Here is an 18,355-nt window from a genome sequence, read left to right as displayed (position 1 = left end):
ATTAAGTGAGAGATGAATAAAATAAGAAAGTTTTAGAAGTTGCTGTAACCTCAGCGTCCCTTGATCTGCAGTTCGCCCTTGGCGGAATAGCCGTTTACGCCAGGGGAGTACATGGCCGAGGCCCGGGTGGCGGGGGCCACAAAGGTGCCTTCGCAGATGGCCCGGCAGTAATACTCGAACCGGTAGGAGCCGGAGTAGACTTGATCCCGGTAGGCCAGGACGCGGTCGTTTTTGATTTCGAAATAGTTGGGCCGGAACCGGATGGTGCCTTCCCGGGTGACGTAATCAAAGTCGTCGCCGTTATCCTCGTCTCCCTGGGGGACCTGCTCCTCGGTGGTGAAGGCCGAGTTGATAGCCATGAGCCCGGCGGGCAGGGGGTCATCCAGCATCACGTAGCGCTGCTCTTTGCCGGCCACATCCAGGAAAACCGTGACTTTTACCAGGTCACCCACCTTAATGACGTCCCCGCCATCGGTGTTCTTGATCTCCCGGCGGACCTTGAAGCCGCGGGACGCGCCGGTTTTGGCGATATCCAGCCGAGGTCCGGTCACCTCCAGCTTGTAAAGCCAGGTTTTGCCGGCCTGGCCTTCTATTTTGACTATCGGGTTTTTGAGCAAAACGGAGGCGTCAAGGCCCACGGTGCGGAAGCCCTTGGGGTCCAGTTTGAGGCGCTCGGTCTGGGGTGCGCCGGGCTGGCTGATGGCGATCTCCACGGGTTCGGTGCCAAAGGTGACGCCCTTAAAATATTCTCCCAGGGCCAAAAGCGCCCAGCCGGTATCGCTGGTGGAGGTCCAGATGCCCTTGTGGTCCAGGCCCATCAGGAGCAGCAGCGCTTCTTCTTTGGTGGCGGGGTCCTGGGGCATGATGATGGCGCCCGCCAGCAGCGCCAGGGCCGGGGTGCGAAATTGGGCCCGGAACTCATCATCCTTCTCGGCCGGGGCCACTGGAACTTTGCTGCCTATCAGCGGTTGCAGGGACGTCTGGAGTTCTTTGGCCGGGCGCAGGTCAGCGAGGGTTGCGGCCAAGAGCAGCAAGAGTTTGCTCTCCCGGTGCAGCTTGGCATAATGAGCGTGCACGGTTTTATAGGTGTCAGGGTCCAGCGCGCCGTTTAAGGCCAGGACGTAGCAGGCAAAGGCCTTGATGGCGAGGGCGCGTTTGGGCTCTTCAACCTGTTTTTTCAGGTAATCCAAGGCCGAGTTCAGGGAGTCATCCGGCTCCTCGAGGCCGTTGGTCTTAGCGAGACTCAGGGCGGTGGCCGCGTAGATGGAGCCCCAGATGTGGGTTTCCCGCTGCCCCGGCCAGTAGGCAAAGCCGCCGGAGTCGGTCTGCATGCCCAGAATCCGCGCCAGGCCGCGGTTCAGATATTTGTCGGTTTCGTCCAGGCTGACGCCGGTCACCAGCCCCTTTTCGATCGCGCCCCGAAGCGCGGCCAGGGCCATAACCCCGGAGCTGGTCTGCTCCACACACCCGTAGGGGTATTGCAGGAGGTAATGGATGGCCTCGGTCATCCGCAAGAAGGGTGAACCGGCTACGGTCAAGACTGCCTGGACTTCCTCCAGGTCAACCTTGCCGGTCAGATAGGAGGGCAGCGCCACCTTGATTTCGGAGGTCCCGGCCAGAGAACCGAACCACACTTCGGTATCCCGGACGTGCCCGGAGTTGATGCGCAGCTTGAGTTCCACCGCGTCGGTGCGCCCCTGGAAGCCGCCTTCGAAATGGGCGGTAGCAGGGCCTGGATTGGCGGCTTTGCCGGTTACATTGAGCTTCAGGCTGTCTTTGGGTTTAAGTTGAGCAACTGGTTCGGGTTCGGCCGCGCTGAGAAAGAGTCCGCCATCGCCCACGGCGCTGAACTGCACCGGGCCCTGGTCAGTGCTGTGGTTGAACGCGGCCACCTGGAATTTAAAGGTGTCGCCCTTAGTGAAGAAGTTGGGCAGACCCGGTTCCAGGTAAAAGGCCTTGGTGGCCAGCAGCGGCCGTTCGGCGCTGCCGTAGCGGCTGCCTTTGTCCAGGACCACGGTGTAGATACGATAGGTGGTCATGTTGTCGGGCAAGGTAAACGAGACCTGGGTCTTGCCCTGGGCGTCGCTGAGCACGCGGGGGTTGAAATAGGCCACCGCCTCGAAGCGCCGCCGCAGCTTGGACATCATCTCTTCGTTCATGCCGCCGCCGCCCGTGAGGGGCTCATTCTTGGAGAGATAAAAGGGAGTCTGGTGCACCAGGAAGGACCGGAGTTCACCGGTGAACACCCCCAGGGGCCGGTCAAACTTGGTTAAGGATTCCAGGGTGGGGGTCTTAAAGCCGGTTAAGGCCAGGACGGCTTCATCCACCACCGCCACGGCCATTTCGGCTTGCACTCCGTTACCCTTGGAGTCCAACACGGTGAAGTCCAGGGTGACGTTGGCGCCGGGCTCGGCCTTAAGTTCCTGGACACCGGGGCTGATCTGGATTTTCAAGGCCTCCACTTCCTGGCGCACCGGGAGATTGAGGGTGCCCCAGTAAAAATTGGGGGCTTCGATATCATAATGGCCGGTATAAACCGGGAATTCGCCCCGGGGGGTCAGTCCCAGGACGGACACGAAGAGATTGGGGGCGTACTCGGCGCCGATGGGCACTTCCAGGCGATCTTCGCCGGGTTTCGGAGTGATCACCTGGTACTTGAGCACGCCATCCTGCTCCAGGGTGAGGAGGTATCGGGACACCGGGCGCTGGGGCCGGGCCGTGAGCAAGGCCTTCTCCCCCGGCTTATACGCGGGCTTATCAGCGGCCAGGGCCAGGGGCTGATAGGGTTCCTCCCGGTGTTCGTAGGCATAGCTTTCGCCTGCGACTTCATAGGCCGTAGCCGAGGTGAAACTCTTACCGGTTTCGTCGGTATAGGTGAAGGCCACAAGATAACTGCCGGCCCAGGCGAAGGAGAAGCGGAACGCGGCCGTGCCCTTATCCAGGGTCAGATCGCTCCCCACGGTCTTGGTCCAAACGTCCTGTCCGTCCCAATAAAGGTCGCCCTGCTCATTGCGCTTCGGCACATAAACCCAACTTTTTTGTAAAATCTCGGCCTTGACGACTCCCTTGGAAATCGCCTTGCCGTCGGGCCTGGCCACCATCACCTTCAGGACCTGCTCTTCATCAGCCCTGGCTGAGTCCGGATGGCGGCTGATACCCACCAATTTTTCCGGCGTGACCTGAAAAGCCTTGGTGTCCGTCGCGGCGCGGCCATCGAAGTCCACCACCGTAGCCACCACCGAGAGGCCGTGCTGGCCGTTCATGACCTGGCGGTCCAGGGGAAACTCCAGATCCGCCCTCCCCTGCTCGTCCAAAATGGTCTGGCCGCTCTCGATGAGCTCGCCCTGTTCGTCGCCGCCGTAGCCGAAGGTGAAATCATCATGGCCGGGGACCTGATAGCTGGTCTTAGCCTGGTAAATCTTCCAGCGCACCTGGCCGTGCTTGACCGGCCCGCCGGCATAATAGGAGCCGGTGAGAGCGATCTTCACAAAAGGAGCGCGTTGCTCGCCCCGGTTGACATAGCCCTGCAAGTCCCGGGAAATCTGTTGGAAATTGATCCCCACAAAGTGCCGCGGGGGCTTGAACTCTTGTAACTGGAAGGTAACGCTTACCTGGTTCTTGGGGGTCTTGTCCTCCTCGGCTTCGGCTTGCCTGCGGCGACCCTGGGACTTTTCCACTGTATCTGCTTTGATTTCCGGGCCATAGGTCAGGTTGAGGGTGTAGGTCCCCAGGGGCCAATAACTCTGGGTGGGGATTTCTCCGGCCACGGTGCCGAAATCAGAGGTGCGGTCCTCCCCCGTGAAGATTTGCTCGCCTTTGGGGCTGATGAGCTCAAAGGAGCAGACTTCTCCGTAGGGCGGGGAGATGCGGCCATGGTCGTATTCCCGGACCGCGCCCTTGAAGAAGACCTTTTCGCCGGGCCGGTAGACGCCCCGCTCGGTGAAGATGTTGCCCCGGAGGGTGCGCATTTTTTCGCCGACCTTGGCCTGCCAGATACTCTGGGGCTTGAGGTTGCCCTGAGGCAGCACCTCGATGAAGGCGACGTCATCTTTGGTTCCGGCCACCAGAAGCACCAGGTCGGCCTGGTCAACGGAGCGCTTTACCGCGGCCGGGCGCTTGGGGGTTTTGAGGGACAGGCCGCTCAACTCCCGGCGTTCGCAGATGAGCACCCCGTCAGCGTTGGTCTGCCCCAAGGGGAAGACCTCCATGGCCTTGGTAAAGCCGATGACCCTGGCCCCTGCCATGGGAGTGCCGGTCTTTAAAGAAGTGACCCAGAGGAGCAGGTTTTGCTGACTGCGCTTGTAGGTCAGTCCCAGATCGGTGATTTCAAAGACCCGGGGAGCGGAGACCGCGCCGCTGCCGGCTTCATTGTTGGCTACCCGGATGAGTTCCAGGGCTCCGGCTTCCTTGCCCTGACGCCAGCTTAAAGGCAAAGAGATGGCCCAGGGCTGGTTTTTCTCGCCCGCGGCGGGAAAGAGTTGCTTTTCGTCCAAGGGTGCCGTAACAAAGGGGGCCAGGTCTTTATTTGAGGCAAGGAGGGGCTTGAGTCCGGCGGTGGCCGCCTTGAGCTCGCCCAAGATCACGGTCCAGTCGGTGGGGGACTTCTCCACCGCCAGGGCCAGGGGCAGCAGCAGCGGTGGCACCCGGATGCCTTCAAACCTCAGGTTATTGACGTTTTGCGCCCGGACGTGCAGGAGCTGACGGCTATCCCGCTCGATGACGTTCTTGGCCCCCACGAAATCGACTTTGGGGGGCCGATCAGGCATAAAAAAAGTGTGGACGGTCTGATGGTAGGTTTTGTTGCCGGCCCGCAGGGTTTCGGGCACGTTAATGAGATAGCCGGTGGCATAACGGAAGGCCCCGCGCAGAGTCAGGACTCCTTCAGGGGTCATGGTGGTGCGCTGCCAGTCAATTTTGACCCGAGGCAGCAGCCGTAAATTGCTGCGCACGCTGTCGAGATCCAGGGGTTGGCTGAAAAAGACCCTGACTTCCTCTTTCATGGCGTCAGGTTCAACCTTGGCGATGGTGAAGTGCTTTTTGGCGTCGAAGGCGGAACCGGGGGCGCTGGGGGCTTTGGAGGATTGTTGAGCGCCGGCCAGACCTGCAGCCGCCAGCAGTCCCAAGGCCGAGAACCAGATGGTCAAAAAGGCCAGGCGGCAAATGAGCCGGCTGCGCCCCTGGCGAGTCCCGGAGTCAGTCACGTGAGGGGTCTGAGAAGAAAGTCTTGTGCTTGATGAGGCCATCGTGTATCCCTTCTGCGGTGGTAGCAAAGTAAGAGGCGTGTCCGCGGACCTGTGCGGTTTGGTGCGCTTCACCTGAACTGCCTGCGGGAATATGCATAACTGCATAGAATCATAAATATATTTATCGGTATGACATTTCATAAACCGGCGTTTCACTATACCATGAAATGCCTCAGAAGTTGGGCAAAATTAAGGTAAGGCAGATGAGCGCGGCAAGAAGCTTCGAATTTGGTCGGTTGAGGATCTACACTAAAATTTTTATAAGGCCACCGCATGTTTTCCTTTAATAAATTTTCTTAAAAAACCGATGAATACACATATGAGGTTTTGGGCCGCGGCCCTCCCGAGCCTTACAACTCATGCGGGCCGGCCGGGGGCCGCCGCCTGAGGTACACCGGGCGGCGGAGGGAAAGATTGCCTGCCTGCGCCGCATGGATAAACATGCTTCTTTTATATGCAAATAGAGGCTTTATAGAAATCTCTCCCGGCCTTGAAACAATGTCGTGATACCCTGCCATGCCCCCGGGGATGATTCTTAATTGACTTGCACAAAAGCCCGAAAACCCAAAAACCAGTAAGCATCGTCAAACCCAGCAAAGGAATGCTACATGGCCAGCGAATCTTTTAAACTGAGTGAGATTTTCGATACTTTCTCCCGGATTTCCTTGGACGGAATCTGGGGAATCGATACTCAGGGACGGCTTCGGGAAGTCAATGAAGCCTACTGCAAATTGAGCGGCTATTCCCGGGATGAGTTACTCACCATGTCCATCAAGGACCTGGAGGCCTTTGAAACGCCCCAGGAGATTTTAGAGACCATGGAGAGGGTCAAGGCGGAGGGAGTAGCGCGCTTTGAAAGGTCCCACCGGCGCAAGGACGGCGTCATTATCCCGGTTGAAATCCACGCCACCTTTATAGTGATAGACGAAAGACAGTTTTTACTGGCGTTCATCCGCGACCTTACCTTACTGAAGGTCGTCCAAAAAGAGAGCGCCTTCAATACCGCTCTCCTGAGGCTATCCGCCCAAAAGACTTCGCTCCAGGAGTATTCGGACGCGGTGGTGGCGCATATTCGGGATTGGTGCGGCTGTCAGTCGGTGGGCTTAGGACTCGCGCAGGCACTGGCGGGGACCATTAAATTTGTTGCTTCTGCGGGCCCGGGCGAGAGTTTCTCGGGGTGCGGCGTTCTGGCGCAACCTGACCCCGATAAATGTCTCTGTTTCCGCCTCTTACGTGGTAAACCAGAGCCCCAAGAGGGCACTCTCCTGACCCCCGGGGGGTCAATTTACTGCAAGAATCTCCCCCAATTTATCGAGGGATTATCTGAGCGGCAGCAAACCAAATACCGAACTGATTGTCTGATGATGAGCATGGCCTCGGTGGCCATCGTCCCCTTGCGTTATCACGAGAGCTTGCTGGGCGTAATTCTCCTGGCCGGCGATCAAGAAGACCAGGTGCCTTTAGCTGCGGTGGAATTTCTTGAATCCATGGCCCCGTTGGTGGCTGAGGGAATTACCCGGCATTCCATGGAGACGGAACTGGAGCTCAATCTCCTTAAACAAGGGGTGATCAACGGTCTGTTGAATCTTTCTTTAGAGGACCTGCCTCTGGATGAACTTCTGCGTCGCAGTCTGTTACTCCTCACGGCTATTCCCTGGATTGCATTGGAATCGAAAGGGGCCATCTTTCTGGCGGCAGATCAACCTGAAGTGTTGGTCCTCCGCGTGCACAAAGGGCTGCCGGAGCCGATTATCCAACAATGTGGGCGAATTCCCTATGGCCGCTGTCTCTGCGGGCGGGCCGCGGCCAGCCGCCAACTGCAATTCAGCGCGGGATGCGACCACTTGCATGAAATCCGGTATCCCGGCATGCCGTCTCATGGTCACTACTGTATTCCCATCCTGCACGGTGAGCGGGTCCTGGGGGTGATGAACCTTTACGTCAAAGCCGGACACCATCGTTCTGCCTCTGAAGAGGAATTCTTAAGCACGGTGGCGAACACCCTGGCGGGGATTATTATGCGCCGGGAAGCCGAAGAAGCCCGGCGGTGCACCGACCAGGAATTCTCGCTGCTGGTAGGCAATGTGCCGGCTATCGTCTGCAAAGGCTATGTCGATGGTTACGCGTCGTTCATCGACGACAAAGTGGAAGGGATGCTGGGTTACCCCCGGGAGGAGTTCGAACAACACCGTCGCAAATGGACCGATCTAATCCTGAAGGAAGACCTGGGGCAGGCCAGGCGGATATTTCTTAAAGCCCTCAAAGGCTCCAACTCTTATGTTCGGGAATACCGGATGAGATGTAAGAGGGGAGATATCATTTGGGTCCAAGAGCGCAGCCAGATCGTGCTCGATGCCAAGGGACAGATTGACTATATCAGTGGGGTGTTGTTCGATATCAGCAAGCGCAAACAGGGCGAGGAGGCCTTGCGCCAGGAGAAAGAAACCGCCCAGCGCTATCTTGATGTTGCCGCGGTTATGTTTCTCGTCCTGGACGTGCCGGGCAACGTCACCCTGATCAATAAGCGGGGCTGTGAACTTTTAGGTTATCCGGAGAAGGAGATTGTTGGCCGGAATTGGGTTGATCATTTTATCCCGGAAAATATCCGGGATGAAATACGGCTTATGCGTCAGCGCATGATGTCGGGTGAAATTGAGTGCATGGAATATTTTGAAAATGCCGTTTTGACCAAAACCGGGGAAGAGCGCATCATTGCCTGGCACAATACGCAGCTTCGGAATGAAGCGGGTGAGATTGCCGGCTGTTTGAGTTCCGGAGAAGATATTACGGCGCGCCGGCGCGCCGAAGAAGCCCTCAAGGAAAGTCTCGACCGTGTGCGCCGGACCCTGGAGGGAACGGTCACGGCCCTGGCCACCGCGGTGGAAACCCGGGACCCCTATACTGCGGGGCACCAGCGAGGTGTGGCGCAATTGGCCTGCGCCATTGCCGCGGAACTGGGGTTCTCCCCGGATCGGCTGGAAGGCATGCGGGTGATGGGATTCCTCCACGATATCGGTAAAATCGCCATACCCGCTGAGATCCTGAGCAAACCGGGCCGGTTGAGCGAATATGAATTCAACATCGTCAAATATCACTCCCAGGTGAGTTACGATATTTTGAAGGAAGTGGATTTCCCCTGGCAGGTGGCGCTGGCAGTCCTGCAACACCATGAAAAGCTGGACGGTTCAGGATATCCCCATGGTCTGGTTGGAGAGGATATCATCGTGGAAGCCCGGATCTTGACCGTGGCGGACGTGGTGGAAGCCATGGCTTCTCACCGGCCCTATCGGCCCTCTTTGGGAGTCGACCAGGCTATAGAGGAAATAAGCCAAAAACGCGGCATCCTGTATGATCCCGAGGTGGTGGATGCCTGCTTAACGGTCCTCAGGGAAAAGCGGGTGGAGTTATGAGCTTCCCACCTGTGAGGAGAGTTAGTCCAAGGAGCGGGGCGCGTCTGCCGGGGAAAAGCAGCCGCGCCTCCCAAGTAATATAGGAGGTTTGGGCGACCATGGGTGAAAACACCAGGGACGAAGATATTCTCCGGCTTGAAGCCAAAATTGCCATGTTGGAATACCTCCTCGACGTAAACGAGAAGGCGTTCCGGGAACAAACCGTGAGGTTGGAATCGGCCCTGGCCGCGGCCGATAGAATGCGTTACCAGTCTGACCTGCTGCTCAACTCCACCTGGGAAGGCATCCTTGGACTGGATTTAAGGGGGAACCACCGGTTCGTCAACCCCGCCGCGGCAAGGATGTTAGGATATAGCGTAGAGGAACTCATAGGCCAGAACAGCCATGCCACGTGGTACCGGAAGACATCTGACGGAAAACCCTATCCCTTGGAAGAATGCCCTCTCTGTGCCTCAATTATGGCCGGCGGGGTCCATCAGTGCACCAACGTGGTTTTTTGGAGAAAAGACGACACCTGTTTCCCCGCGGAATACACCTGTACACCCATTGTCCAGAGGGAGCAAACTATTGGAGCGGTGCTGACTTTTTGGGATATCACCGACCGGCAGCAGGCCCAGGAGGCCCAGGCGCGTTCTCTGGTGGATGAGCTGACCGGTTTGTACAATCGCAGGGGGTTTTCCAGCCTGGCGGAACATCAATTCAAGTTGAGCAAACGCAGCCATAAAAGCATGGTGCTCTTTTTCGGAGACCTGGACGCGCTCAAGACCATCAATGATACCCTGGGACATCTTGAAGGCGACCAAGCGTTAATTGATACGGCTAATATCTTGCGCAAGACTTTTCGTGAAACCGATATCATGGCCCGCATCGGCGGTGATGAGTTTGTTGTGCTTATCACGGAACCTACCGACACTAAAGTCATCCTGCGCCGGTTGCACCAGAACTTGGAGCGCCACAACACCAGAGAAGACCGTCCCTATCAGATTAAACTCAGTATCGGGATAGCCCATTATAATCCTTTGTTCCCCAGTAGTATCGAAGAGTTGGTGCGTCAGGCGGATTCATCCATGTATGAAGCGAAACGGCGCAAGCAGGACAGTAGCGCCTGATATCCGTCAGACCGGGCCGAGACAGGTGTCGGACGCGGTATTCTGGCTATATGACAACCAAGACGGGCGTGAGCGCCTATTTAATAAGGTTAGATGATTAATTTTTCCCAGGCCTCACCAAGCAACACACCAATAATTTGGCTGCATAATCGAGTCAAAGTTTCGCTAGGCTTTTGCCTGGCTCTGGCCATTATGGTGGGCATCGGCATTTTTTCCTTTGTGAGTACCCGGGATTTCATGCGCTATAACGAGCTCCTCAACCGTTCTTTGCAGGTTCACGAGGTCCTTGATGAAGTGCGAACCTTGGTGGTCGAGGCCGAAAGCAGTCAGCGGGGGTTTGTCCTCACCGGGAGCGAGCGATTTTTGGCGTCATACCGGCAACAAGTCAAGAACATTCCTTTAAAACTCACAGTGCTGAGAAACTTGACCGGAGAACGCCCCCGTTCCCAGGCACTCATTGATGCCCTGGAACCGTTAATTGGCCGAAAGTTGGACCTCTTACAAGAAAGAATCACAGCGTTGGAAGCGGGAAACCGTGAGGCCGCCATCCAATCCATTCAGAGTGGAACGGGGTTGCAGCTCATGGGTAAGATCAGCCTGGTGCTAAAAGACCTTGACACCGAGGAGAATCAAGTCTTATCGGAGCGCCAAGCCGGGGTCGAGACGATGAGACACAGAGCCCTCCTGGCCCGGGTAATCGGAGGCCCCCTCAGTTTCGGCATCTTGATCCTAATTTTTTATTACCTCAAACGGGAGATTGCGGCACGGCGCCGAACTGCGGAGGCTCTGCACCTTAGCGAGGAGCGGCTCCGGATGTTTATGGAGAACAGCCCTGCCATCTCCTTTATGAAGGACGCAGAAGGTAAGTATGTCTTTGTGAACGGACTCATTGAACAACTTTCGTCCAAAGAACCCGGGGAGTTGGTGGGAAAGACGGATTCTGAACTGTGGCCCCCCGAGGTGGCTCATCAGCTCGAGGCCATGGACCGATTGGTTTTTACAAAAGAAAAGTCCGTGGAAATCATGGCCGCGCTACCGGATCGGGGCGGCGATTCCCGGGACTACCTCATCTATGAGTTTCCTATCCCTGATCACCAGGGGAAACTAGTTCTCGGCGGCGTGGCGGTGGACATCACCCAACGCAAGGCTGCGGAAGAGGCGCTGTGTCTGAGTGAGGCAAGGTACCGCAATATCTTTGATAATGCGGTGGAGGGCATCTTCCAAAGTACTGCCCAGGGGCGCTATATCAATGTTAATCCGGCGATGGCCGAAATGTACGGGTATGGTTCACCTGAAGAATTGATGGACTCAGTTACGGATATCGAACATCAGGTATATGTCGATCCGGGGCGCCGCCGGGATTTTCAGCGTCTCATGGAACTGGATGGGTTTGTCAGGAATTTTGAGTATCAGGTTTGTCGGAAGGATCGGAGCGCCCTGTGGATTTCCGAAAATGCCCGAGCTGTACGTGATGCAGCCGGCAATCTCCTTTATTACGAAGGGTTTGCCGAAAATATCACCGCCCGCAAATGTGCAGAGGCCAAGCTACAGCGAGCCAACCGAACCCTCAAAACTCTGAGCGCCGTGAACCATGCCCTGATTGACGCTAACGTTGAGCACACCTTTCTTCAAGACATCTGCAAGATCATCACCGAGGTGGGAGGCTATCGTTTGGCTTGGGTGGCTCTGGCCCACCACGATGCCATGAAGGCAGTCAGCGTTCTGACCTATGCCGGGATCGAGGCAGGTTATCTGGAGGACCTGAGCCTTAGTTGGGGCGATGACGAAAAGGGACACGGACCCACGGGTACAGCCATCAGGACCAATCAAACCACGATTGTGAGAGATGTAGCGAACGATCCGACTTTTGCACCTTGGCGGGAAAAAATCTTGAGCTACGACCTGTCCTCGGTTATCAGTCTGCCCCTGCCTCTCAACGGCGATCCCTGGAGCGCGCTAACCATTTACGCGTCGGAGGTGAATGCCTTTGACTCTGACGAGGTGGCCCTGCTGGAGGAATTGGCCCAGGACATCCGATACGGCATCATCTCCCAGAGGGCCCAAAAGGCGCACCAGCGCGCGGAATCAGCCCTCCGTGAGAGTGAAGAAAAGTTCCGCGGTTTGTTCGAAACTTCGCCGGATGTGGTGACGCAGGTAGATCTGAACCTCAATTTTCTGATGGTCTCTCATATGGCCGAGCCCTTATTCGGGTACGAGCGGGCCACCCAACTCATCGGCACCAGGTTGTTGGACCTGATAGACCCCTCTGACCGTCCCCGGTTATTAGGAGATACGAGGAAGTTATTAGAAACCGGGACCTTACTGAATGCTGAATACACCTTTGTGAGAAAAGACGGAGTTAGTTTTCCCGCGGAGGTGAGCGCCGCGTTGACGGTTGATGCGGCCGGCACCCCCAAAGCCTTTACCGGCACCATCCGGGATATTACGGCGCGCAAAAAGGCGGAAGAATCCCTCAAGGAGAGCTATGAAAGATTGCGGGCCTCGCTTGAAGGAACGGTCACAGCCCTGTCCGCGGTGGTGGAAAGTAAAGACCCCTATACTGCCGGGCACCAACGGCGAGTGACCCATCTGGCCTGTGCCATTGCCCGGGAAATGGGGTTATCACAGGATCAAATCGAAGGCATTCGGGTCATGGGTTATCTGCATGATATCGGCAAGATCGCAGTGCCCGCCGAAATTCTCAGCCGGCCGGGGAAAATTAACGAATTTGAATTCAACCTCATCAAACAGCACCCGATTTCGGGTTTTGACATCTTAGAGCAAATTGTCTTTCCGTGGCCGGTGGCCCAGGCGGTAGCCCAACACCACGAACGGCTGGATGGCTCCGGCTATCCCTCGGGGATAACGGACAAAGAAATTATTCTGGAGGCCAGGGTCCTGGCAGTGGCTGATGTGGTGGAGGCCATGGCCTCGCATCGGCCGTACCGTCCAGCAGTGGGGATTAAGCAGGCCCTTGAAGAGATTGCCCAGCATAAGGGCACCCTCTATGATCCTGAGGTGGTGAGGGCCTGCATACGGCTCTTTGGCGAAAAGGATTATGAATTTGACTAGCCCAACCTTCCAGATTGGAGTTAGGCGAACCAAAGTTGTTTCATAACGTCAGAGGTTAGTGCACGTGAACAGTCTGCGTTCCCGCATCATCATTATCGTTTTGTTGGCCTCCATCCCTACGGTGGGATTAATTATCTATAATGATTTACAGTCCCGCCGGCAAGCCTCTGAAAATTATCAAAGAGCACTGAAAATTCTGGTAGGACAAGGGGAGGATGACTACCACAGCGCCATCAGTCAGACGCGCCAGTTTCTCATGGGCCTGGCTCAACTTCCGGCATTAAGCCAGCGGCACTCTGAGGACTGCTCGGCACTTTTTGCAGCCCTTTTGAAAGAAGGGCGCTTGTACGCCAACATATTTGCGCTGACACCCGACGGAGAGATTTTTGCTTCGGGTCTGCCCCCTCAGGGGCCGACTAATTTAGCGCACCGCAAGTATTACCAACTGGCTATGCAAACCAAACAATTCACGGCAGGCGAGATGGTAATCGATAAAATTGTGGGAAAACCCGTGCTCCCTTGCGCTTACCCGATCATCAACACCGCCGGTGAGGTTCAAGCGCTAGTAGTTGCGACCTTGAATATTGACCAGTTTGCCACGGGCTTGCCTTTTGCCATACTCCCAAAAGGCTCGACACTCACGATTATCGATAGCCAAGGGGAAATTATTTTTCGCCATCCCAACCCAGAAGAGTGGGTTGAACAGAACATTGCCGAGACAGAGATCGTCAAAATCATTCGGGGAAGCGGTCAGGGACTGGTAAAAGCTCACGGCCGCGACGGGGTTTTGCGTTTATATACCTTTATGCCCATAGGTCGGACTCATCCCAAGGGGTATATTTATGCCGGGATTCCTCTGGAAACTGTTTCTGGTCCGGCCAATCAAGCCCTCAGGCGCAACCTCTTTACCGTGTTGGCCGTGGCCGTCTTTCTCCTTATTATGGCCTGGCTGTTGGGCTATTTGTTCATTGTGCGAAGAATGGGGGCTTTAACCATTGCGACCCAACAATTGGCGGCGGGGGATCTCAGCGCTCGCACCGGTTTGAATTATGGCAAGGGGGAAATCGATTCTCTGGCGCGATCCTTTGATCACTTGGCAGAAACCCTTCAAGAGCGTGAAATTCAGCGCCAACAGGCGGAGGAAGACCTAAAACTCAAGGAAAGACTGCTGGACAATGCCGGGGACTCCATTTTCTTACATGACCTGGATGGTAATTTTATCTATGTTAATGAAGTGGCGTGCGCTGCCCGGGGTTATGATCAGGCTGAACTGCTGGGAAAAGATATCTCGCTGATCTTGCACCCGGAGTACGCCGGGACCCGGCAAAAGCTCCTCAAAGATTTGCTGGCCAAAGGTGAAGTGATCTTTGAATCAGCGCATATCCGTAAAGACGGCTCAGTCATGCCCGTGGAGATTCACGCCAGAACGATCGATCTGGATCATCGCGCCTTGATACTCAGCGTGACTCGGGACATTACACAGCGGAAGAAGGATCAGAACGCTCTCCAACAGGCCAATACCCAACTTCAAGCCATGATAGAAGTAGCCAACCAGCGGAACTGCGAGCTTACCACGATTAACTCCATGTCGGAAAAATTGCAATCGTGCCTCTCGAGTGAGGAAGCATATCCGATTATCAGCCAGCAAGCCCAAATCTTATTCCCTGCTGAGGCCGGGGCTTTGTTCATCCAGGACCCCGACAACCGTCTGATAGAGGCAGTGGCCTATTGGGGGGAACCCCTGGCCGGAGAACAAGTCTTTCAACCGGATGATTGTTGGGCGCTACGGTGGGGGCGCTTGCACTTGGCCGAAGATTCTAAGCTGGGAATGACGTGCCGTCACGTAAGCCCCTCTTATTCAGGCAATTATTTATGTCTACCGTTACTTGCCCAAGACGAGACCTTGGGGATGTTGCATGTCCAGAACCTTCGAGGCCTCGATCGTGAGCACACGGAATCACTGATGCACCTGTCAGTGACCGTAGCCGACCACATTTCCCTGGCCCTGGCCAATATCCGGCTTCGGGAAACCCTGCGCTACCAGGTGATCCACGATCCTCTGACAGAATTATTTAATCGCAGATATTTGGAAGAGACCCTGGCGCGGGAGATTTTTCGGGTCAAGCGCAAAGGCGCCTCTTTGGGTGTTTTCATGCTGGACCTGGACCACTTCAAGCGCTTTAACGACACTTATGGCCATGAAGCGGGAGACAACCTTTTGCGCGCCCTGGGGCAATTTTTGCAGGTCCACATCCGCCAGGAAGATGTGGCGTGCCGCTATGGGGGCGAAGAGTTTGTCTTGATTCTGCCGGAAGCCCCGCGAGAAGTATTGTTGCAGCGGGCCGAAGAGATCCGCAGGAGTATCCCCCAGCTCCAAATATTTCAGCGGGGCCAAGTACTAGAGAGCACCACCGTGTCTCTGGGGGTAGCCATTTTCCCAGAGCATGGGACCAGCGGGGAAGACCTCCTCCGGGCCGCGGATGCGGCCTTATACCGGTCCAAGGCCGCGGGCCGTAACCGGGTGGTGGTAGCTGATGCCGCGGCAGAATGACTGATATGATCAAAATTATCGTGGTTCCTCAGGGTCATCTTTGCCGCAGGTAACATCAAGTCTGAACTCTCTGCATCAAGAAAACAGATATTATTTCCCCATGGTTCTCCCTGACGCCTCTCGGGTTTGGCCGCGCAGTAAACCCACGAACTCCTCTTAATGAGATAAAATAACCCGATTGGCTCAATCGAAGCGAAGAGTGGCAGTAATATACCCTTTGACTGGGCTGACAAGTGAATCTCGCACCCATAAAGCATGGCGCAGAGAACAAAATGGCGCCTCGAGATAAAACCGTAAGGGAAATTTTTATAACGACCACTTGTTCATTTAAACCATCGCAGGTATAATACCTTAGGTCCAAATAAGTTTGCAGGGGGAGTTACGGGAGAATCGCTTGGCTGCAAGGGCCGGTCTCCCTTGGCACCCTTGCATTGCGCACATTTGTCCAAGGAGGTAAACTGCACATGCCAGCAGGGAGAGGCGGCAAAGGACAAGGCGGAGGACAAGGAAGTGGGCCGGGTGGCCGGTGCCGCAGTCAGGGTGCGGGCGGCGGGTTGGCGGGATCAGGAGTCGGGCAAACCGCAGGGACCCAGGATAGATGCCGTTGCCCGGCTTGCGGGGCCAGCGCCCCCCATGAACGCGGGATTCCATGCGTTCAGGTGAATTGTCCCCAGTGCGGCAAACCAATGGTTCGGCAGTAGGCTGGCAGGAAACAAAACCTACCAAGACCGATCAAAGATAAGTCCGTTGGTTAGAGAATTTTTGGAGACCTTTTAGGGCCGTTCCGGCCCTTTAAAATGTGATTGACCCAAGAAGGTGTTGAGCATGAACATGGTTGCGGTAACGAGTGAAGGTCCTTCACTGGACGATCAAATTGATCCCCGCTTCGGCAGGGCCGCGGGTTTCGTGGTGGTGAACCTGGAAACCATGCATACCCAATACATTGATAATGGCCAGTCCCAATTGATGGCTCAGGGGGCGGGCATCAAGGCAGCGGAGCTGATCGCCCGGGCCGGCGTGAGCTGTCTGCTTACCGGCTATGTCGGCCCCAAAGCCTTCAAGGCCCTGACGGCCGCAGGCATCAAGGTGGGGCAGAACCTGGAGGGGCTGACCGTAGGCCAGGCCGTGCAGCGATTTAATGACGGCCAGGTGGAGATGGCGCAAACGCCAAACCGGGCCGGACGATGATCGTGGCGGTAGCAAGCGGCAAGGGCGGCACCGGTAAGACCACGGTTACCGCGTCTCTGGCTGCGGTCTGGGACGGGCCGGTGGTGGGCGTGGACCTGGACGTGGAGGAGCCCAACTTGCATCTCTTTCTCCAACCGGTCATTGCCGAGAGCGCAATGGCGCATATGATGGTGCCGGAGGTGGATGAGGCAAAATGCACCTATTGCGCCGCCTGCTCGGAGCTTTGCCAGTTTAAGGCCGTGAGTGTATTCAACCAGGTGATCTTGATCTTTCCTGAGATGTGTCATGGCTGTGGCGGCTGCATGGCGGTGTGTCCCGGAAAAGCCATTTCTGCCGGCCAGCGGGAATTGGGGGAGATCAGTTGGGGGCAAGCCGGTGACGTGGGGTTTCTATCCGGAAGATTGCGCATCGGCGAGGCCATGAGTCCGCCCCTGATGCGTCTGGTGAAGGCCAGGCTAGATCAGATTCTGGCTGAAACCGGTGGAGATGCCATCATCGACGCGCCGCCGGGGGTGAGCTGCCCCGCGGTCAATGCGGTGCTGGACAGTGATGTTATTGTCCTGGTGACCGAGCCCACTCCTTTTGGCGTCTATGATTTTAAGCTCGCCTGGGAAGCCTTTGCGCCCCTTAAAAAGCCTCTGGGGGCCGTGATCAATCGGGCCGGAGTAGGCACTGAGGCCATTTACCGGTTCTGCCGCGAGAAAGGGCTGCCGATCCTGGCCGAGATTCCCTACGACCGGGCCATCGCCGAGGCCTATGCACACGGCCGGATCATCGCGACGGTATCCCCCAGTCTCAAGCAGACCTTTGTCTCCCTTAAGGGCAAGATCCGCAACCTGGCAAATCAAATCCACCTCCAGGCAGCCGCACATGCGTGAGGTTATCATCATTAGCGGCAAGGGTGGCACGGGGAAAACCTCCCTTACCGGGGCCTTCGCACATCTGGCCGAAGGCAAGATCATCTGCGATCTGGACGTGGACGCCCCGGACCTGCACTTGCTGCTGCAACCGACCAAAGAACGCCTGGAGGAATTTTACTCTGGGCATGAGGCCGAAATCGACGGCGAGAAATGCGATGGCTGCGGTCTCTGTGCCACCATGTGCCAGTTTGGGGCGATCCGGGAGAATGGGGCGGGTTTTGCGGTTGACCCGGTACGCTGCGAGGGCTGCAAGGTCTGTGTGGCCTTCTGTCCGAATGCGGCCATCCGGTTTCCCGAGAGACACTGCGGCCAATGGTTCGTCTCGGCCACCCGCTTCGGTCCCCTGGTCCATGCCCAACTCTTGCCGGGCGCGGAGAATTCGGGCAGACTGGTAATGGTTCTGAAACAACAGGCGCGAGAACTGGCTAAGGCCCGGGGCGCCGACCTGGTGCTGTGCGACGGGGCACCGGGTATTGGCTGTCCGGTGATCAGCTCGCTGTCGGGAGCCCACCTGGCCGTGGCCGTCACGGAGCCCACCCCCTCAGGGCGACACGACCTGGAACGGGTAGCGGACTTGTGCCGACACTTTCAGACTGCCCTGGCCGTCATCATTAACAAGCATGACCTCAATTATGAGGAAGCCGCTCGGATAGAGGCTTTTTGCCAGGCGGAAAGCTACACGGTTATCGCGCGACTGCCCCACGATATGCTGGTTACCAGAGCCATGATCCAGGGGCTCGTGGTGACCGAGTTGCCCGAAACGGATTTTAGCCGCGAGTTGGCCCACGCCTGGGCTAAAATTGAAGCATTGGCCGGCCTAGGCCGATAGTTCCCACGCCGGCGGGGAAGCCGGCGCCACATT

The 18,355-nt window shown here is 56.6% G+C and carries 9 protein-coding genes; 8 read left to right on the top strand and 1 reads right to left on the bottom strand.

Going from position 1 to position 18,355, the window contains the following annotated elements:
- Positions 1 to 50 precede the first annotated feature (50 nt).
- On the bottom strand, positions 51 to 5,243 hold the full coding sequence (locus WC600_05550; protein ID MFA4902194.1) for an MG2 domain-containing protein: 5,193 nt from the start codon (positions 5,241 to 5,243) through the stop codon (positions 51 to 53).
- 608 nt (positions 5,244 to 5,851) lie between these two features.
- Here WC600_05550 and WC600_05545 point away from each other — a divergent pair.
- The 8 genes from WC600_05545 to WC600_05510 all read left to right on the top strand — a co-directional run bounded on the left by WC600_05545 (position 5,852) and on the right by WC600_05510 (position 18,322).
- Complete coding sequence (locus WC600_05545; protein MFA4902193.1) at positions 5,852 to 8,653, top strand: PAS domain S-box protein; 2,802 nt, start codon at positions 5,852 to 5,854, stop codon at positions 8,651 to 8,653.
- Between the two features lie 98 nt (positions 8,654 to 8,751).
- Positions 8,752 to 9,762: a sensor domain-containing diguanylate cyclase gene (locus tag WC600_05540; GenBank protein ID MFA4902192.1), complete on the top strand. Its 1,011-nt coding sequence runs from the start codon at positions 8,752 to 8,754 to the stop codon at positions 9,760 to 9,762.
- 93 nt (positions 9,763 to 9,855) lie between these two features.
- Entirely contained in the window at positions 9,856 to 12,834 is a 2,979-nt protein-coding gene (locus WC600_05535; GenBank protein MFA4902191.1) for a PAS domain S-box protein, read from the top strand.
- 64 nt (positions 12,835 to 12,898) lie between these two features.
- On the top strand, positions 12,899 to 15,385 hold the full coding sequence (locus WC600_05530; GenBank protein ID MFA4902190.1) for a diguanylate cyclase: 2,487 nt from the start codon (positions 12,899 to 12,901) through the stop codon (positions 15,383 to 15,385).
- A gap of 441 nt (positions 15,386 to 15,826) precedes the next feature.
- The gene (locus WC600_05525; protein MFA4902189.1) at positions 15,827 to 16,048 is read left to right on the top strand and encodes a hypothetical protein; all 222 of its coding nucleotides are present in this window, start codon (positions 15,827 to 15,829) and stop codon (positions 16,046 to 16,048) included.
- 162 nt (positions 16,049 to 16,210) lie between these two features.
- A complete protein-coding gene (locus WC600_05520; GenBank protein ID MFA4902188.1) occupies positions 16,211 to 16,573 on the top strand; it encodes a NifB/NifX family molybdenum-iron cluster-binding protein in 363 nt (120 codons plus the stop codon).
- On the top strand, positions 16,570 to 17,451 hold the full coding sequence (locus WC600_05515; protein ID MFA4902187.1) for an ATP-binding protein: 882 nt from the start codon (positions 16,570 to 16,572) through the stop codon (positions 17,449 to 17,451). Before WC600_05520 ends, WC600_05515 begins: the two co-directional genes overlap by 4 nt.
- On the top strand, positions 17,444 to 18,322 hold the full coding sequence (locus WC600_05510; GenBank protein ID MFA4902186.1) for an ATP-binding protein: 879 nt from the start codon (positions 17,444 to 17,446) through the stop codon (positions 18,320 to 18,322). Before WC600_05515 ends, WC600_05510 begins: the two co-directional genes overlap by 8 nt.
- Positions 18,323 to 18,355: the final 33 nt, after the last annotated feature.

It is taken from the genome of Desulfobaccales bacterium (assembly GCA_041648175.1).
GTDB lineage: Bacteria > Desulfobacterota > Desulfobaccia > Desulfobaccales > 0-14-0-80-60-11 > 0-14-0-80-60-11.
Note: the sequence above shows the minus strand (reverse complement) of the source record. Positions and strands in the feature narration are given on the sequence as shown.

What these genes read in the sequence shown, in the direction of transcription:
- WC600_05550 (MFA4902194.1), bottom strand. Translation starts at nt 5,243, where the DNA reads ATGGCCTCATCAAGCACAAGACTTTCTTCTCAGACCCCTCACGTGACT.
- WC600_05545 (MFA4902193.1), top strand. Translation starts at nt 5,852, where the DNA reads ATGGCCAGCGAATCTTTTAAACTGAGTGAGATTTTCGATACTTTCTCC.
- WC600_05540 (MFA4902192.1), top strand. Translation starts at nt 8,752, where the DNA reads ATGGGTGAAAACACCAGGGACGAAGATATTCTCCGGCTTGAAGCCAAA.
- WC600_05535 (MFA4902191.1), top strand. Translation starts at nt 9,856, where the DNA reads ATGATTAATTTTTCCCAGGCCTCACCAAGCAACACACCAATAATTTGG.
- WC600_05520 (MFA4902188.1), top strand. Translation starts at nt 16,211, where the DNA reads ATGAACATGGTTGCGGTAACGAGTGAAGGTCCTTCACTGGACGATCAA.
- WC600_05515 (MFA4902187.1), top strand. Translation starts at nt 16,570, where the DNA reads ATGATCGTGGCGGTAGCAAGCGGCAAGGGCGGCACCGGTAAGACCACG.
- WC600_05510 (MFA4902186.1), top strand. Translation starts at nt 17,444, where the DNA reads ATGCGTGAGGTTATCATCATTAGCGGCAAGGGTGGCACGGGGAAAACC.